Genomic DNA, 17,154 nt, shown 5'->3' with positions numbered 1-17,154 from the left:
TTATCTCGCTGTGAAGGCTGTGAGCACTTGGCCCAGCCGTTCATTCTGTTCAGGGGTGATTTCGCGACCGGCACCATGGCCGGCGTTGTCCTGCGTGATGTAGGCCAGGCCTGAGAGCCAGTCGCCCAGATACCGTTGCGCCTGGTTCGCCGGTTGTGGCGGCAGCACCGGCACTTGTCCCGGACCGATGTCGGTATAGAACGAGAACAACGGCGCCTTGGCACCGGCACGGCTGTTCGGGCGCTCGTTGACCGGTTTTTGCAGGTAGCCGAACCAGGACACGAAATCGCGCAGCACGCGTTGCACTTCCAGCACTTGGCGTTCGACCAGTTGATCGCGCCGCGCGCCGCTTTGCGCACGCTTGAGCACCGCGCGGCTCAGTTGACCGGGCAAGTCCTGGCGATAACCGGCCGTGATCAATTCGTCGACCACCGCTTCGATCAACGCCTTTTCCAGCCCCAGCAGGGTGAGCAGGCTTTGCCGGGTGGTCAGTTCGCGAAGGTGTGCAATCCAGGCCTTGAACGCGGCTTTGGCGAAGCGGTGTTCGTTGCTTTGCAGTTCCGGCGTCGGGGTGTTGGTTTTACTGCTGACCGGTGCTTCATGGCTCAGGTCGTCGCCGAAATCGAAGTCGAACCCGGCGTCGTTGCCGTACAGGCTCTGGCTGGGTGTCGGCGCGGCCGGCTCATCGCTGGCGGCGGGCGCGTCATCGGTTTCGTACACACCGCTGAGGTACAGGTCGCGCACCGACTCGCTGGGCATGTCGAGTTCATCGATGAACTCGCCGAGCACCGCCGGGCGACGGCCCAGGCCAGTCAGGATCATCTGCGCTTGGGCTTTCTTCGCCGCTGCGGCGCCGTCACCGTCGGCGTGATACCAGGTGCTCAGGCCGTGAGTGGTCAGGCCTTCGAGGCATTCGTTGAGTTGTTCGCGGATGCGTTGCAGTTTGAATTCAATGTTGGCTACGCCTTTGAAGCTGCCGCTGAAGTGGCTGATGCCACCGTCATCGTTGCGCAGCATTTCCTTCCAGGCGTTGGCGGGATTGTTGATGTGTTTGCACACCAGCTCATTGCCGGCAAAGCTTGTGCCCAGAGCGTCGACGCGCTCCTGGTAGCTGGCGTTGAGGCCGGTTTCGGCGCCGGTCGCGTCTTGCACAATGAACGCCGCGTCCATGCGCGGTTTGCGCACCAGGAAGGTGTTCTGGAACGGCGTGCCGGCCCAGTCGTTCATCCAGCTCAGACTGCCGAAGCGTTCGAGCATCGTCAGCTTGACCATGCCGTTCCAGCTCTCGTCGTACTGATCAGGCGTCAGGCTCAGGGAGTTGGTGATGCGCAGGTCGAGCATGGTCAGCGCCCAGATCAGGCCGGTGTCGCGTTTGCTGCGAGCGGCTGCATCGGCACCCTGGGTTTTTTCGATCCAGCGCGTCAGCACCGGGCCGACGTCGTTGACATCGCTCTGTTTGGTCGAGCCGGTGCAGACCACCAGCGCGTTCATTTCCTGGTTGTCGGTGTAGCGTTCGAACAGGTAAGCAACCTTGCCGCGCAAGATCAGCTGCGAGACGGAGTTGTCCTTGGTGGCGGATTCCGGGTCGCTGGAGTTGGCGATCTCGTGCAGCTTCTTGCGCCCGCGATAACCGGGGAAGTCCAGCAAGTCGACCTGGTTGACGATGTCGTCCGCCGGGGCTTCGATCAACCCGAAGGTCATCTCGGCGGTCAGTGCCGCCAGTTGCGCGACCGGGATGCCCTGGCTGTTTTGCAGGCGTCCGTCGACCTGGGGCCGCACATCGATCGGCAAGTCTTGCGGGCTGCCGAAACGTTCGAGGATGTCGACGTTCATGATGCTGTCGCGCTGGCTGTAGGTGTCGTTTTCGAAACTCACCAAGGCCTTCAAAGGCGCGAACACGGTCTCGGGCAGGCCCAGCTTGTGCAGCGCACCGGCCAATTGCTGGTACACGCGCGTCAGCTCGCTCTGCTCACCCCAAAGGATGGAAAACAGCTCGGCACGCTCCTGGAAATTCAGGCGGGGTGCCAGTTGCAACGCCGTCGGCCAATACAGGTGCTCAAGTTTTTTCACCGAATTGCGGAAGTTGTCGCGCAGGTAGTCCCACAGCGACACCAGATCGTCGGCGCTGACGCCCGGTTGCAGCGGCCCGGTCTCGCGGCCTTCAAACGGTTTCAGCACGCGCTGGATGCGCTCTTCGTCGATCTCGTAGGAGATCCGCTCAAGGTCGAAGTCCTTGAACCACGAGTTGGCGAGAATCTTCGCCAGCTCGATTTCCTTGAACAGCGTCAGCTCGACCGGGAATTGTGGATCCTGGCTTGGCGTGGCGCGGCGGCTGAAGCGCGTCACCAGGCCGGTGGCTTCCTTGCCGCCACCCACCGGGTTGATGTGCTTGATGAAGTCCAGGCGCTGGCCACCGAAATCGGTTTCCAGTTTGCCGTTCTGACCGGCCGCAAGCGCCGAAATCAGGTAGGACTTACCGGCCTGGGACAGACCGAAAAAGCCAATGGTCATCGGCGTGCAAGCCACGCGACCGAGGCTGTGGGCCAGGTTGCGGGCCCGGTGCAGGCGGATGTTCAGGTTGTCGGCTTCGCTGTCCAGCCGTGGCGCGTTGCCGCGGGTCTGGCCAATCCAATCCAGCGCCTGACCGGCACCTTCATAAACAGCGGCCCAACGGGCTGAAAGCTGAGTTTGTTCGGGGGTCAGGTCATTCATTTGCGTTTCACACTTCCACTGTCGAGCCAGTACTTGGTCTCGCTCAGGCCGGCGTCGAGCATGGTGTTGAGTTCCAGCTCGAGGTCGCTGCGCGGGTTGAAGTTGACGTTGTTACTGTTGGATTCGATGTCGCGAACCGAGAGGCGGTCGCTGACCAGATCCTGCTTGCGGGTGTACTTGTCGGCCGCTTTGACTTCGAAGCGCACCTTGAGCAGCGGCGCACTGCCGTTTTCCCCAATCGCCCTGGAGAACTTCTCCCGGCCGGCCTTGGTGAACCGCAAGGTGTACAGCGGAGAAGCGGCCCAGCGATCAGCGGCCAACTGGCGGAAGCCGAGGCGCAGGTCGCCGCGCATTTCCAGTTGCGGCGTATCGGCGTCATCGCCCGTGCCGATTTCCGGCAACTTGATTTTGTAGTCTTCGGACTGGATGTCGCGGTACAGCACGTCGGCATCCTTGATCACGTTGTTCAGGTCGATGACGCCAATGTGCTTGACCGTCGAATACGGCTTGAGCGCCGAAGAGCGGAAGTAGAAGTTCGGCACGCTGTGGTTGGCGCACAACAGGCACAGCATGGCGCCCACCGAAGCGGTGCTTTTCGGGTCGTCGATCCGGCCGTTCTTGTGGAACGGGTACCAGCCGCCAGTGCGGTAGTTTTGCAGCGCCAGAATGCGCCCCGGTGGCAGCGGCAACACCTTGCGAATGAACGCCTGGATGCCAGGCAGGCGCGAAGGGCGGCCGGTCAGCAGCAAGACATCGCACGGGTAATGCGCGACCACTTCACAGAGGGCGCCGAGGATCTTGGTGATGTTGATCTGATCGTTGAGGAACGCGGCGTGGAGCTTTTGCAGGTCGAAGCCGATCAGCGCTTCGTACAGGTCGAACCCGCTCTGGCCCCCGACATCGCGGCGCACGGCGGCGTTGACGTAGTCGAGCACGGTCTGGCTGATCGCGTTGTCGCCCAGCAACTGGCGGTAGCTTTGCGGGCTGACTTCCTGCGGGACTTGCGGGTCGTAATGCTCGTAAGCCTTGAGCAACGCCAGGCCCAGCGGTGCGAACACCTGCAGGTTCAATTGCTGGCGCAGGATCATGTCCTGGGCGCTGACCGATTCGTCGCCGCACAACCGCGACATCAGCGAATCCGGGGCTTTGACGCCGGCGTTCTGCAAGGCTTTCTCGAAGCTCGGCAGGATGAAGTCCTGGATCACGTCCAGCAGGATGTCGTCGCCGGCCACTTTGAAGCCATCGCGAAAACGCTGCTCGGGCACGATGTGCACGTTGCTGCCGCTGCCGGTGTTGCCGGCGCGGTCGAGGCGATAGTCGGTGATGACCAGGTCGGTGGTGCCGCCGCCGATGTCGATGGTCGCCAGGGTGATGCGTTCGCGGTCGGTCTTGTCCGGCCGGGCGATGGTGTCGAAAAACTCTTCCGGGTGGCCGGCGAAGTTCTCGTTAACCTCGGTGTACAGGTACACCAACTGGCCGCAGGAGGCTTCGTCCCATTCCACGCGAATGCTCGGGATCGGCGTGCGCGGGCTGACGGCCTGATCCTGATGCGGGTCTTCCTCGCCGGCGTGCCAGCCGAGGCTTTTCCACACCAGGCCGATGGCCTGCTGCATGCGTTCGTTGAGGATGCTGCGCTCAGCCTGGGGCATGCCCGGCGGCACGGTCAGGGTGATGCTGTTGAGCTGGCGCGGTACGCGGGTATGACCCTGTCGCGAGCGTTGGGCCGGGCTGTTGATTTGCGACAGCGCCTGGGCCAGCACTTCGGCGAGCATGAAGGTCATCAGCGAGCTGCGCGAGTAACGCGGCATGAACACCGGCAGGCGATCGTCTTCTTCGAGGCTGTAAAGTGCCTCGCCTGTTTCGTTGATCAGGTGCGAGAACGGCGCGGCGGTGGCGTAGGGCTCGTTGTCGGTCTTGATGTACGAGCAGTTGAAGCGCCAGCCGTGACCGTAGGCGTTTTCATCCCACAGATAACGTTTCGGGCTGGACAGGCCCGTCGAGCCTTCGGTGCCGCGACGGCGACTGGCCAGACGGCTGGCCTCATTGCCGACGCGGGCGATCGTCGCCCACTGAAACGCATCGTGCCGGCCGCTCTTGACCGAGCAGTGGTCCTTGCCGAAATACGCCTGGGCAAACTCGACGCGGCTTTCGAACGGCAGGTTGTAAGTGTGTTCGGGGGTGATCAGGTCACGCAGTTCCAGCACGTAATTCTGCTTCAGCCCGGAGCCGGCCTGACCGTGGTTCTCGATCAGAATGCCGCAGGTGCGCGAGTTGCCGACGTCCAGCACCAGGTCCACCGGAATCGGTTTGACCAGGCCATTGCTGTCGTTGGCGACCACTTTCAGTTCAGGAATTTCCACCTTCGGCCTGGCGGTCGACTGCGCTGCCGCCGATGGCGTGCTCAACAGGCTCAGCAGGTTGAGGTAGTGCGCCAGGTGATGGTTGGCGCGTATGTCGATGTCGAGCTCTTCGCGCGAACGATGGGCATTACCTTCGTTGAACACTTCCAGCAGCCATTCATTGACCCACGGCTGAGCCAGAAACCAACGGGTTTCGCTGGCCTTGGTCGCCAGCTTGAAGGACACGCCGGAGCTGATGTCTTCTTCGTTCGGCGCCAGATAAGCAGTGCCGTCACGCTTGGGCATGACACGGCTGTCGAACGCCATCGTCAGGCGATGGGTGTTGCCGTCGATGTCGGGCGTGGCCAGTTTCACCAGACGCATCCGCGACCAGTTGGTCGGGCCTTCGTCGAAGCGGTGTGGCGGCATGAAGCGGAAAAACGGCGTCGGCAGCCAGACACCGTCCAGCAGCTCCAGGCTGCTTTTCATGTCGACGCTGAACGCCGGTTTGGCCTTCTCGACCTTTTCCGGTTCGGGCTCGTAGAAGTAGAAGTCTTTCTCTTCGTTGTACATCAGGCGGCAGATCAGCCCGCTGATCATCGGCGCGAACTCGCCCGCCGGTTCCTTGCGAGGATCCAGGTGCAGGGCGAAATCCATGAACTGGATACCGGTGTCACTGACGAGCGTGACGGTGTCTTCGAATTGGGTGACTTCAGGCAACATGTCGGGTTATTCCAGTCTTATTCGCCCATTTGACGCATGGACATGGGGAATTGATCTTTTCCATAACCGCCGGTGCAGTCCGCGACTGTGGTCGCCCCTTTGCGGCAGTTGACCTTGGGCATGTCGTAAGTGCTGCCATCGCCGCACACGGCCTGGCCCTGGCTGTCGATGGCGAGGCTGCCACCCTTCATGGTAGCGCTCACCGGCCCGCTGCACTTCGTGCCGTCAGCCTGGTGTACGGTGACTTCGCCCTTACCGTCCTTGAGCTGGTATTCCAGACGCAGCGGTTTGCCGGTCCGACGATCCTGAATGCCGGCACCGGCGCGGTACTGACCGTCGAGGAACTTGGCCGCGCCGTCGGCGGCGTCAGGCGGAATGCTCAGGGCCGGGCCGGGTTTTGCGGCGGCGGATTTTTGCGCATCGGGCGGTGTGACGGCAGGCGCCTCGGTTTTGTTTTCGGGTGGCGTGGTCGGGGATTCGGCGGCCGGGTCTTGTGTTACGTCGGCGGTCGCGGCGTCAGCTTCGTTACCGGCAACGGCTGGAGCTTCCACACCATGAGTGCCGGTCACGGCTGTGCCCGTGGTGGAACCTGCGACCGTGCCGGTCACGGGAACGCCATTCAGCGTTGTGACATTGCCGGTCAGCTGCGGCTCTTCCAGCTGTTTTTCCACTGGCACGATGCCCTCAGGCAGCAAGTCCACCGCCACCAACGGAATCGGCACGCACCCGCGCAAGCCGAGCAGCAGCCACAACAGCAGCAACAGGAACGGCAACAGCAACAGCCACCACCAGCGACGCCACCACGGACGAGCCACTACTGGCACGACGGGCGCCACCACCGGTTCTTCGACCACGGGTGGCAGCGTGAACACAGGCGGAACCTGATAAAGGCAGTGCAGGGGGTCGCGATTGCCGGTACCGGCGTGCTCGAAACCCCAGAAGGTCAGCACCGGTTTGCCTTGCACCAGGTAGACGAAGTTTTCGTCGGGGAAATGAATGACGCGCTTGAGCAGCTTGCCGAACACGGCTTTGTCGCCTTGCTGCTGTTCGGCCGGATCGGTGCCAAGGAAACGCTGGCTCAACTCATCGAGCGCAGTCTTCAGGGCTTCAAGTTGGCGACGGGCCGGCGCGCGTTCTTCTTCGGTCGCACTGCTCCACGGGATGACATCGCCGTCGAGACCGCTGTACCAATCGATCTGGTTGCCGAGTTCATCGCTTTGAGGAATGGCCAGGTGATCGACCATGTCGGGGTTCTTGCGGCGAATGGCTTCGCGCAATTGCAGGGCTGCCCGGTAGACCGGTTGACCTGTTTCGCCCAGGGCTGTGAATGACCCGCTCTTACCGCTGCGTAATAGTGCCCCGCGCATTCAAACTCCATATGTTGCGTTGCGCAAAAATGACAGACAAAGGCGTCTGTTCCTGCTCCTGCATTTAGCTGGCGACCTTAATGTCATAATGATGTCGCCGTCAATCAGCGGAGGTCCAAAACCGTATGAGACTAGCGTAAGCGTGCGGAGGTTGCATGGGGGCAATGTGAATTGATTTGGGAAGACTCGGGCGTTCGCTTTTTTAAGCTTGCTGAATCGTTTCATCAGCGCTATAAAAAATGCACAACTCCAAGAAAGGCTTCCCCATGACCCCGCTCAAATTAGTCGTTGCCCTTGGCGCGCTGTCCGCCTCCCATGCCATGGCTTGGGACTATGTCCTGCTCGACAGTGACAAGGCTGCCCAGAACTGGCAGATCACCAGCCAGCAACTCGGTGTCAAAACCGACAAACCTTTTTCCGTGACTCTGCGCACCTTGCATGGCGGTCGGCAGGAGGGCGTCAGCATCGTCGACATCGATAACGGCACACTGAAACTCTCGGTGGTGCCGACTCGCGGCATGAATGTGCTGCAAGCGTCGGTCGGCGATGTGCGCATGGGCTGGGATTCGCCGGTCAAGGACGTGGTCAACCCGTCCTTCATCGAGCTCAACGGCCGCGGCGGACTGGGCTGGCTCGAAGGCTTCAACGAACTGGTGGCCCGCTGCGGCTACGAATGGGTCGGTCATCCTGGCATGGATAACGGCGAACTCCTGACCCTGCACGGCCGCGCCGCCAACATCCCGGCCAGTAAAGTCACCCTGCACATCGACGAAAAACCGCCTTACGCCATCAGCCTGCGTGGCGAACTTAAAGAGCAGGCGTTCAAGAAAGTCGATTTCTCGGTGGTGACCGAATTGGTCACTGAAGCCGGCAGCGTAGCGTTCGCCCTGAACGACACCTTGACCAACAACGGCGACTATCCGAAGGAATATCAGGCGCTGTACCACAGCAACTTCAGCACGCCATTCCTGGAACAGGGCGCGCGTTTTGCGGCGCCGGTTAAACAGGTGTCTCCGTTCAACGACAAGGCCAAAGGGGATTTGCCGGACTGGCAGACTTACCGTGCACCGACCAAGGACTACGACGAGACGGTTTACAACGTTGTGCCTTATGGCGATGCCAAGGGCGATACGTTGACTGTGTTGCATAACAAGGCCGGGAGCCTGGGGGTGTCGGTTGGGTTCAACACGCAGCAGTTGCCGGTGTTTTCGTTGTGGAAGAACACGGATACACAAGGGCAGGGGTATGTGACCGGGTTGGAGCCTGGGACGAGTTTTTCCTATAACCGACGGTATCAACGGCCGATTGGTTTGGTGCCGATGATTGGGGTTAAAGAGCAGAAGCAGTTTCAGATTCATTACAGTTTGCTGGCGGATAAGGGGGCTGTGGATAAGGCGTTGGAGCGGGTGAATGAGATTCAGGGTGGGAGGGCGACTGAGGTGCGACAAACGCCGTTGGTTGATCTCACTAAAGAATGATTCTTGTCAGTTTGTGCTTGGCCGATACTGCAATGCCTCCGCCAGATGTTCGCGGGTGATGCCATCGACCTGTTCAAGGTCTGCCAACGTGCGCGCAACCTTGAGCAGTCTATGGGCCGACCGGAGTGACAAGGTCAATCGCTCGCAGGCGGTTTCCAGCCAGACTTCGTCAGTTGTGGATAACTTGCAGTGACGACGCAGCCCCGGCAAATCAAGGAATGCGTTGGCGCAACCTTGGCGTTTTTGTTGCCGCTCCCGGGCGTTGGCGACCAGCACCGCAGCAGTGGCGGTGTCATCACCGGGTTTGAGCGCAGGATTCAACGCCGTGGCTTCCCGAGCGACGGTCAGGTGCAGGTCGATCCGGTCCAGCAGTGGCCCCGACAATTTGTTGCGGTAGCGCTGGACCATGTCCGGCGTACAACTGCATTTGCCGCTGGGTTCTCCAAGATATCCACAGGGACACGGGTTCATCGCGGCCACCAATTGAAAGCGCGCCGGAAACCTCACGCGGTCCTTGGCGCGGGAAATCACGATGTGCCCGGATTCCAACGGCTCCCGCAAAACCTCCAACACCTTGCGATCGAATTCCGGGAGTTCATCGAGGAATAGAACGCCATGATGGGCGAGGGTGATTTCGCCGGGTTGCGGCTTCGAACCACCGCCCACCAATGCCGGGCCGGAGGTGTCGGCTTCCTAAATAACTGCGAAAGAACTAGGCTAGAAGCCGCAAGATACGGCTTCTGATTACGCAAATAGATGCGAAAAACTTTCAAATTAGATGCGACAGGATTGAAAATGACTAGAAATAGCTGCGACCAACCTAAACAGGTCCGCCCTATCAAGCCGACACGTCGCAGCGTTTCAGGTTTCTTGCCGTTTCGCGGCGCAGGTGGCGTGCCGTACGAATCACTGCTTGAGCGCGACTTCTTAAAGCGAATGAGGTTTTCTCATCGGGTCGAGTCAGTGGTTGCCCAGCCAGTCCGCGTCGACTTTGTTGATTCACGAGGGCGCGATTTGACCTACACCCCTGACTTTCTGGTGCATTACCGTCAGCCGGCGGGCGTTAACTACATGGACTACATCAAGCCAATGTTGGTTGAAGTGAAGCCCGCTTATGAGTGGCGAAATAACTGGCGCGCCTGGCTTGGGAAATGGAAGGCTGCACGCCGATACGCGCGGGAAGAGGGCTGGACCTTCAGCATCTATGACGAGTCGCGCATTCGTGGGTTGCCGCTCGATAACATCACGTTCCTAGAGCGTTTCGAGCGTTTGGACTTTGATCGTGAAGACATTGAGATGGTCCTGAAGACGCTTCAGGAAATGGAATTTGCACCTGTGCACTATCTCTTGGCTCGCCATTTCAAAGGCGTGTACCGGGATCGCGGTGTTGCGCTGTTCTGGCACCTAATCGCTACTGGCCGGGTGGAGTGTGATATCACCGAGCCGCTGAATGAATACCTTGAACTCTGGGTGGCTACGCCATGAACATTTATGAAATCGACACGGATGAGCACTTCACCCCATTCGAACCCTCCAGAGAGCGTGTCTTGGTCGAAGTCGGGGAAATGGTTAGCTGTGACAAGCAAATCTTTCGAATCGTCCAGCTACTCGACTTTCAGAACGTCGTCGGAGTAGAAGTCGAGACCGGCCGTAGCGTCTCGCTCCGCATTTCCGAACTCCAACCTGTCGCGCAAGACCGAGTCGACGGCCTGTACGTGAACTACGACATCTCGACGATCAGTTCGGATGAGTGGGCAATAGCGCAACAGCGGTTCTCAGCCATCAAGCCCTTACTGCGCGATTCGATCTTGCCCAGAGCGAGCGTAGAGGAGAGAGCCAAAGAAGTAGGTGTTGATACTGCCACTCTCTATCGGTGGCTGGATCGGTATCAAAGTTGGCACGAAGTGCTTGCGCTCGTGCCGCGCAAGCGGGGTTGGCAATCCGGTAACAGCCGATTGACTGCACAAGCCGACAAACTCATTGATGAAGTGATCGAGCAGCACTACCTGACGATTCAGCGGCGAACTGTCCAATCGACCATTGCCGAAATCGAATTGCGGGCCAAGGCTAAGGGAGTTAAGCCACCCAGCGCATCCGCTATCAGGGCAAGGATCAAGCGCATTCCTGAGAAGATCAAGCTGCGTAGACGTGGATATGCTGATCAAGCTCGTAATCGGCATACACCCTCAGTTGGTAAGTTTCCAGGCGCCGATTACCCGCTGGCGGTCGTTCAAATTGATCACACCCCGATTGATCTGATCATTGTGGATGATCGGCATCGCAAGCCCATTGGTCGTTTGTGGCTAAGCCTAGCGATTGATGTGCACTCGCGCATGATCACCGGCTATTACCTGGCCCTTGAGGAACCTTCCGAAATTTCCGTCGGCATGTGCGTTGCCCACTCTATCCTGCCAAAAGAGGCTTGGCTGAATCTTCACAACGTTCGCGGTGAATGGCCAGTGTGGGGTTTCCCTCGAATGGTCCATACCGATAACGGACCTGACTTCCAGGCAGAAAACTTCCGTCGTTCGTGCGCAAATTACAATATCGAAAATCAATTCCGCCCAGTAAAGCGGCCCAAATACGGCGGCCATATTGAACGCCTGCTCGGTACTTTCATGAGAGAGCTACATGAACTGCCGGGTACTACGCACAGCAGCGTGCCTGATAGAGACGGCTACGATTCCGACAAGCATGCTGCACTCACGATGGGTGAGTTTGAGGAGTGGCTGGTTCGGACGATCATTCTGTATCACAACCGACCCCACTCAGCGCTTTACATGAGCCCTTCTCTGCCTTGGATTGCTAGTTCAAGCGAGCCTGGCAAGACGGGTAAGGCCGTTTGAGTCGCATTAATTTAGATTTTTTCGCATTAATTTCGAAAACCTACAGGAGGCGGAGTGATGAGGCTGGCGGAAGGGTCTTTGCGGCCAGTGGCTCAAGGGCACACAACTGGTGACGGATTGTATGGCTGCGACTTCCAGCGCCTCGTTTTCGGCTAGCGGTGGAAGCAAACCCGGCAAACGACTCGCCAACAACGTTTTCCCAGTTCCCGGAGGTCCGCTAAATAGCAGGTTATGGGCCCCAGCCGCCGCAATCAGCAATGCGCGCTTGGCCGAGATTTGCCCCTGCACTTCATTCAAGTCCGGATAGGGTTTGCTGGCGTAGAGCAAGCCATTGGAAACGTAGGGTTCAACCGGCGTATGTCCATTGAAGTGCGCAACGGCTTCCAGCAGGTGGTCCACGGCAAACACCTTCAACCCGGACGCCAGGCACGCCTCCTCGGCATTCGCCCGCGGCACCATCAGTGAGCGCCCGGCCTTGCGTGCGGCCAGCGCAGCCGGCAACACACCTCTTACGGCACGTACCGCGCCTGACAACGCCAATTCTCCCAGGCATTCAATGTCATCCAGCGTCAACGTCGGCACCTGCACGCTGGCGGACAGAATCCCCAGTGCAATCGCCAGATCGAACCGTCCGCCGTCCTTCGGTAAGTCCGCAGGCGCGAGGTTCAGCGTGATGCGCCGCGCCGGAAATTGCAGGCCTGAATTGATGATCGCGCTGCGTACCCGGTCCTTGCTTTCCTTCACTGCCGCCTCGGGTAAGCCGACCATCGTTAATGACGGCAGACCGTTGGCCAGATGGACTTCTACGGTAACGGCGGGCGCATCCACGCCAATCTGGGCGCGGCTGTGAACGATGGAGAGGGACATGGTCGTTCCTTGAGCTTTACGGGAACCGCTTCCTGCGGTTTTTGAAGGGTAGACGGAGGAGGTGGATTTGGCGGGTGGTTACGCGGGTAAAATTTCACTGGATGTTGCGAGTACGGGACGGAATAGTCACGTAGCACAAAAAAAACCGCCATTTAGGCGGTTTTTTCAAGAATTGGTATTTAGGTTCTTCCGCCGGCCAACCATCCACCGGGCTCAAGTTCTTTGCCGCGCGCGATGCCTACTTCAATAAAGCGTCGCTGATTAGCCGATAAATCTCCAGCCAAGCGACGTGCTTCGGCGTGAAACTCAGCAAGCTGTAACAGCTTGGCTTTTCGCTTTTTGGGGCTCACGTACACCTCCTGCGATTCGTTTACCTGGATGTTATTGGTCGCTCAAGTAGATGACAAGGCGGTTGGTCTGGTCAAAGTCGAACCCGAGCTCTCGATAGTAAAAAACAACATTTGGATCAGGATCTTGGATTTCGATCTCCCTGCACTCCAGCATACGCGCATAGAATTCTGCGGCCAGCAGTGCGACTGGAGCTATCAAGCCACGAAGCGGATGGAGTTTGTCTGGATCCCCTGCAAAAGTACTATCTTCAGACAGATAGCGCTTCGTCGCGGTGTTGCATAGCACAAGCCGCAAAGATTCTGCTCATACCAAATTGCCAAATCCAAACCTTTGGCATCTTTTCGCTTCCATTCGGGGATGCGTTCCCACGGGTAGTTTGCTACTCCTTCCCATAAATGACATTTCTCTATCGCTGCGGCAGTAATCGGCTCAATCCTGACAACTGATATGTCGATGTTTGAAGCACGAGGCGCGATTTTTTTAATAAACGCTTTGTAGGTGAGCTTCCTTACATCCGATTTAATGGTTTGGTTACGGAGGTCCGTGCCTTTTCCTTTTCTTCTCATTGTTGGTGTCTTTCGAAAATCAGAAAGAAAAGGTTAAAGGAGCGGTGTGCACCGATAAATCAGGCCATGGAGCTGCTTTTTGTAGGACCGTGCCTAGATAGGTGAAGGACGCCAGTGAAAGCGCTCGGAGGGTCTTGCCAGATGAAGGTTGCTGCTTATGATCACGGCTAAACGCAACCATAGGAGACGTAAATGCACCGGATTGGAATGCGGCCGATTCATCCTGGTGAAATTCTCAGCGAGGAGTTTTTGACACCACTTGGCATTACAACAGCGGCTTTGGCTCGTTCGCTGAGCGAGCCTGAGGCCGAAGTGAGCGACGTTCTGAGACGGCAGAGGGATGTCAGTGTTGGTCTGGCGAAGAAGCTATCCATGCTTTTGAATACCACGCCCGAATTCTGGTTGAATCTGCAATCGAGCTACGATCATCGCAGCGCCGAAATCGAGCGTGGATGAGCGCTTAAAGCGAATGCAGCGCTCGCGAAGCTTTTTTCCACCATGGCACGTTGACCGGGCGCTGCGTCTGCTCTCCGCTCGGCAACAGTTGCGGAACATCCTGCAACCGAATCCATGGCTGATTATTCCAGTGCAGCAAACTCAATGACATCTCCGGCCAGTTCAACAGACTCAGGACCGGGCGTTCGCTTGACGTCGGTTGTTGGGCATCTCTGAGCGCTGGCACTACGTCGTGGGTCAGCCACTCACGCAGGCCTCGGTATTCGGGGCAGTAGTGGTAGACGAGCAGGGCGTAGACGCCGGATTCGCTGATTAGCAGGGTGTTATCGAGGGTGCCGTGGATAACGACTCGCGCGGATTGATGTTGATCGGGATCGAGTTTTCGGACGGCGCGTTCGTCGAGGAATAGGCGAAGCAGACGGCCGAGGTCTCGGGCGCTGAACCAAGGCTGGTTTTCGATCAAAAGCGCGTGAAGGTGGAGTTTGTGGCGGGTGAAGACGTGGGGGATTAGATAGTTTTCATTCATGGTGCAGCTCCCGGATGCGAATTAAGGAAACTGCCTCTGATCGTCGCCAAACGAAAAGGGTGGCAGCTATGCGCGGGTTGGCGAACCGGTGCATCCGGAAACCGGCAGACCCGAAGGTCTCCCACGCACAGCCGCCATAATTCGAGATGGGAATAATTCCCTGATTCGAACGTGGTCGCGATGCGTTTAGATGCTATCCAGGTCGCCAAACCCAGTGCTGAAATATTCAGCTGGGGATGAGCTTAGGAACCTGGGCTTCGCGGCGCTATCGGACGGCGGTGGTGATCTTTGTAGGACGTTGCCGAGATGGTGGCGGGGCGACAGATCAGGAGATTGCGGCCTTCGGCAGGTCCTACAAGGGTGGTCTATCCAGTGTGGGATGGCTGGAGGACCGAGGTGACCTTATTCGCGAGCAAGCCCGCTCCCACAGGGGATCGCATTTCATCGGGGATGTGCGGTGTTACTCGGCAGGCGGATTGAGCTTCGCTTCCAGCTCCGCAACTTTCGCCTCAAGACTCTCCAGCCGTGCCCGAGTCCGTGCGAGCACAACCATCTGACTATCAAACTCTTCACGACTCACCAGATCAAGCTTGCTGAAGCCGCTCTGCAGCAGCGCCTTGAACTGGCTTTCAATTTCGCTTTTCGGCAACGGGGTTTCGCCGCTGAAGAGGCGCGAAGCGGTGCCGGTCAGGGCGTCGAGGAAGTCTTTGGGTGCGAGCATGGGAAATGTCCTGTCAACAATGGCGGGCAGTGTATCACGCAGTGTCTATAGTCAATTCCGACAGCAGGGATGCACGCTTTTCGCGCATGGGGACGGACGGCCGCGCACTGTTGTTGTGCGTATCCGTCGGGCCGATTGAGGGAAGCGGCTGTCGGCAGCGGTCAAGGGGTTGAATTCAGTGGGTTTTGGCGAGATGGCAAGCTTTCTGCTTAGTCAGTAGTAACCCATGCACTGATGCAGTCGCTGTGACGAATGCAGTGCGCCAAGCGGAACGGGGAGTTGTTTCGTGAGGAGCGGTTAGCTGGCGTCGGACGGGCAGGTAAGGCCGACGATGCGTTACAAAGCCAGGCACTGCGCTTAGACTTGAGCCGGGTTTGTTTTCCTGGGGCAAGTCCACCAATTCGGGAGAGAGTTTTCATGAAGCTAGTCACTGCCATCATCAAGCCGTTCAAACTGGACGACGTGCGCGAATCGCTGTCCGAGATCGGCGTGCAGGGCATTACCGTTACTGAAGTCAAAGGCTTCGGTCGGCAGAAGGGTCACACCGAGCTGTATCGCGGCGCGGAATACGTGGTCGATTTCCTGCCCAAGGTGAAGATCGATGTCGCCATTGACGACAAGGATCTGGACCGGGTTATCGAGGCGATAACCAAGGCCGCCAACACCGGCAAGATCGGTGACGGCAAGATCTTCGTGGTCAATCTGGAACAGGCGATTCGCATCCGTACCGGCGAAACCGATACCGACGCGATTTAAACGCCGCCACAAACCCAACGCCCCAGGAGAAAACAATATGACTCTGCGTAAATTCGCAGGGCTAGGAGCCCTGTTGTCCCTCGTAATGCCCAGCCTGGCTATGGCGGCAGACGAAGTGGCGGCCCCAGTCCTCAACTCCGGCGATACCGCCTGGATGATGACCTCGACAGCCCTCGTGCTGTTCATGACCATTCCCGGCCTCGCCCTGTTCTACGGCGGCATGGTTCGCTCCAAAAACATTCTTTCCGTGATGATGCAGTGCTTCGCCATTACCGGTCTGATCAGCATTCTGTGGGTCATTTATGGCTACAGCATCGCGTTCGACACCACCGGCATGGAGCAGGGCGTCGTCAACTTCAACTCGTTCTTCGGTGGCATGGGCAAGGCATTCCTCGCCGGTGTCACGCCTTCGAGCCTGACCGGTCCTGCGGCGCTGTTCCCTGAGGCGGTGTTCATCACCTTCCAGATGACCTTCGCCATCATCACCCCTGCGCTGATCGTCGGTGCCTTCGCCGAGCGGATGAAGTTCTCCGCCATGCTGATCTTTATGGGCGTGTGGTTCACCCTGGTTTATGCACCGATTGCGCACATGGTCTGGTCCGGCAACGGCGGCCTGATGTGGGATTGGGGTGTGCTCGACTTCGCGGGCGGCACCGTGGTGCACATCAACGCCGGTGTGGCCGGTCTGGTTGCGTGCATCGTGCTCGGCAAGCGTAAAGGCTTCCCGACCACTCCGATGGCCCCGCACAACCTCGGTTACACCTTGATGGGCGCCGCCATGCTGTGGGTAGGCTGGTTCGGTTTCAACGCCGGTTCCGCTGCTGCAGCCAACGGCACCGCCGGTATGGCGATGCTGGTGACCCAGATCGCAACCGCCGCCGCGGCACTGGGCTGGATGTTCGCCGAGTGGATCACTCACGGCAAACCAAGTGCACTGGGTATCGCTTCGGGTGTTGTGGCCGGTCTGGTTGCCATCACCCCGGCCGCTGGCACCGTGGGCCCGATGGGCGCTCTGGTCATCGGCCTGGCGGCGGGCGTGGTGTGCTTCTTCTGCGCGACCACCCTGAAACGCAAACTCGGTTATGACGATTCCCTGGACGCCTTCGGTGTACACGGCATCGGCGGTATCCTCGGTGCGATCCTGACCGGTGTGTTCGCCGCACCGTCCCTGGGTGGTTTCGGCACCGTCACCGACATCGCCGCTCAAGTCTGGATTCAGTGCAAAGGCGTGGGCTTCACGGTGATCTACACCGCGATCGTCACCTACATCATTCTCAAGGTTCTGGACGCTGTCATGGGGCTGCGTATCACCGAAGAAGAAGAAGCTGTCGGCATCGACCTGGCTCTCCACAACGAACGCGGCTACAACTTGTAATACGCGCATAAAAAACTTGCCCGGCTTGCCGGGCATTTTTTTGTCTGGCGTTTGTCAGTGAAGGGACTGCT

13 protein-coding genes and 2 pseudogenes are annotated in these 17,154 nt (G+C 58.7%); 6 read left to right on the top strand and 9 right to left on the bottom strand.

The annotated features are described in order from the left end of the window. The 3 genes from ACA051_RS28775 to ACA051_RS28765 are packed head-to-tail and all read right to left on the bottom strand — an operon-like array spanning position 1 to position 7,141. The gene (locus ACA051_RS28775; protein ID WP_497306368.1) at positions 1–2,712 is read right to left on the bottom strand and encodes a putative virulence factor; all 2,712 of its coding nucleotides are present in this window, start codon (positions 2,710–2,712) and stop codon (positions 1–3) included. Further along, positions 2,709–5,774 (bottom strand): virulence factor SrfB, encoded by a 3,066-nt coding sequence (locus tag ACA051_RS28770; RefSeq protein ID WP_497372833.1) that lies wholly within the window; start codon positions 5,772–5,774, stop codon positions 2,709–2,711. Before ACA051_RS28770 ends, ACA051_RS28775 begins: the two co-directional genes overlap by 4 nt. Before the next feature lie 17 nt (positions 5,775–5,791). After that, entirely contained in the window at positions 5,792–7,141 is a 1,350-nt protein-coding gene (locus ACA051_RS28765) for an SrfA family protein (RefSeq protein WP_497372831.1), read from the bottom strand. Positions 7,142–7,407: 266 nt separating this feature from the next. Here ACA051_RS28765 and ACA051_RS28760 point away from each other — a divergent pair, with 266 nt between their 5' ends. Next, positions 7,408–8,619: an aldose 1-epimerase family protein gene (locus tag ACA051_RS28760; RefSeq protein ID WP_497372829.1), complete on the top strand. Its 1,212-nt coding sequence runs from the start codon at positions 7,408–7,410 to the stop codon at positions 8,617–8,619. Between the two features lie 6 nt (positions 8,620–8,625). Here the strand turns inward: ACA051_RS28760 and ACA051_RS28755 are convergent. Beyond that, positions 8,626–9,300 (bottom strand): annotated as a pseudogene (locus ACA051_RS28755) (ATP-binding protein); the annotation flags it as partial. Between the two features lie 255 nt (positions 9,301–9,555). Here ACA051_RS28755 and ACA051_RS28750 point away from each other — a divergent pair. After that, a complete protein-coding gene (locus ACA051_RS28750) occupies positions 9,556–10,104 on the top strand; it encodes a TnsA endonuclease N-terminal domain-containing protein (RefSeq protein ID WP_497375648.1) in 549 nt (182 codons plus the stop codon). Next, complete coding sequence (locus tag ACA051_RS28745; protein WP_497372827.1) at positions 10,101–11,465, top strand: TnsB C-terminal domain-containing protein; 1,365 nt, start codon at positions 10,101–10,103, stop codon at positions 11,463–11,465. Before ACA051_RS28750 ends, ACA051_RS28745 begins: the two co-directional genes overlap by 4 nt. A gap of 45 nt (positions 11,466–11,510) precedes the next feature. On the opposite strand, the pseudogene ACA051_RS28740 reads toward ACA051_RS28745, so the two are convergent. From ACA051_RS28740 to ACA051_RS28730, 3 genes and pseudogenes are all read right to left on the bottom strand, one after another. Beyond that, positions 11,511–12,332: pseudogene (locus ACA051_RS28740) on the bottom strand (YifB family Mg chelatase-like AAA ATPase); the annotation flags it as partial. A 179-nt stretch (positions 12,333–12,511) separates the two neighbouring features. Further along, positions 12,512–12,682: a hypothetical protein gene (locus ACA051_RS28735; RefSeq protein ID WP_461956277.1), complete on the bottom strand. Its 171-nt coding sequence runs from the start codon at positions 12,680–12,682 to the stop codon at positions 12,512–12,514. A 195-nt stretch (positions 12,683–12,877) separates the two neighbouring features. Continuing rightward, entirely contained in the window at positions 12,878–13,249 is a 372-nt protein-coding gene (locus tag ACA051_RS28730; protein ID WP_497372825.1) for a hypothetical protein, read from the bottom strand. Positions 13,250–13,441: 192 nt separating this feature from the next. Between ACA051_RS28730 and ACA051_RS28725 the strand changes: the two genes are divergently transcribed. After that, positions 13,442–13,705 (top strand): HigA family addiction module antitoxin, encoded by a 264-nt coding sequence (locus ACA051_RS28725; protein WP_497372823.1) that lies wholly within the window; start codon positions 13,442–13,444, stop codon positions 13,703–13,705. A 4-nt stretch (positions 13,706–13,709) separates the two neighbouring features. Here ACA051_RS28725 and ACA051_RS28720 read toward each other — a convergent pair whose 3' ends face one another. Continuing rightward, complete coding sequence (locus ACA051_RS28720) at positions 13,710–14,231, bottom strand: BRO-N domain-containing protein (RefSeq protein ID WP_497306356.1); 522 nt, start codon at positions 14,229–14,231, stop codon at positions 13,710–13,712. 460 nt (positions 14,232–14,691) lie between these two features. Continuing rightward, positions 14,692–14,952, bottom strand: a complete 261-nt coding sequence (locus ACA051_RS28715; RefSeq protein ID WP_046032213.1) for an accessory factor UbiK family protein — start codon at positions 14,950–14,952, stop codon at positions 14,692–14,694. Between the two features lie 417 nt (positions 14,953–15,369). Between ACA051_RS28715 and glnK the strand changes: the two genes are divergently transcribed. Both glnK and ACA051_RS28705 read left to right on the top strand, forming a co-directional pair. After that, the gene (gene glnK, locus ACA051_RS28710) at positions 15,370–15,708 is read left to right on the top strand and encodes a P-II family nitrogen regulator (protein WP_002555808.1); all 339 of its coding nucleotides are present in this window, start codon (positions 15,370–15,372) and stop codon (positions 15,706–15,708) included. Positions 15,709–15,745: 37 nt separating this feature from the next. After that, on the top strand, positions 15,746–17,083 hold the full coding sequence (locus tag ACA051_RS28705; RefSeq protein ID WP_010465110.1) for an ammonium transporter: 1,338 nt from the start codon (positions 15,746–15,748) through the stop codon (positions 17,081–17,083). The last annotated feature ends 71 nt before the right edge of the window (positions 17,084–17,154 follow it).

It is taken from the genome of Pseudomonas sp. LBUM1669 (genome assembly GCF_059695705.1).
This window is presented reverse-complemented; position numbering and strand designations above follow the sequence as displayed.

Excerpts from the sequence above, each read along its gene's own strand:
- ACA051_RS28705 (WP_010465110.1), top strand. The coding sequence starts at position 15,746 with ATGACTCTGCGTAAATTCGCAGGGCTAGGAGCCCTGTTGTCCCTCGTA.
- ACA051_RS28775 (WP_497306368.1), bottom strand. The coding sequence starts at position 2,712 with ATGAATGACCTGACCCCCGAACAAACTCAGCTTTCAGCCCGTTGGGCC.
- glnK (WP_002555808.1), top strand. The coding sequence starts at position 15,370 with ATGAAGCTAGTCACTGCCATCATCAAGCCGTTCAAACTGGACGACGTG.
- ACA051_RS28760 (WP_497372829.1), top strand. The coding sequence starts at position 7,408 with ATGACCCCGCTCAAATTAGTCGTTGCCCTTGGCGCGCTGTCCGCCTCC.
- ACA051_RS28765 (WP_497372831.1), bottom strand. The coding sequence starts at position 7,141 with ATGCGCGGGGCACTATTACGCAGCGGTAAGAGCGGGTCATTCACAGCC.
- ACA051_RS28745 (WP_497372827.1), top strand. The coding sequence starts at position 10,101 with ATGAACATTTATGAAATCGACACGGATGAGCACTTCACCCCATTCGAA.
- ACA051_RS28715 (WP_046032213.1), bottom strand. The coding sequence starts at position 14,952 with ATGCTCGCACCCAAAGACTTCCTCGACGCCCTGACCGGCACCGCTTCG.
- ACA051_RS28725 (WP_497372823.1), top strand. The coding sequence starts at position 13,442 with ATGCACCGGATTGGAATGCGGCCGATTCATCCTGGTGAAATTCTCAGC.
- ACA051_RS28770 (WP_497372833.1), bottom strand. The coding sequence starts at position 5,774 with ATGTTGCCTGAAGTCACCCAATTCGAAGACACCGTCACGCTCGTCAGT.
- ACA051_RS28730 (WP_497372825.1), bottom strand. The coding sequence starts at position 13,249 with ATGAGAAGAAAAGGAAAAGGCACGGACCTCCGTAACCAAACCATTAAA.
- ACA051_RS28720 (WP_497306356.1), bottom strand. The coding sequence starts at position 14,231 with ATGAATGAAAACTATCTAATCCCCCACGTCTTCACCCGCCACAAACTC.
- ACA051_RS28750 (WP_497375648.1), top strand. The coding sequence starts at position 9,556 with ATGAGGTTTTCTCATCGGGTCGAGTCAGTGGTTGCCCAGCCAGTCCGC.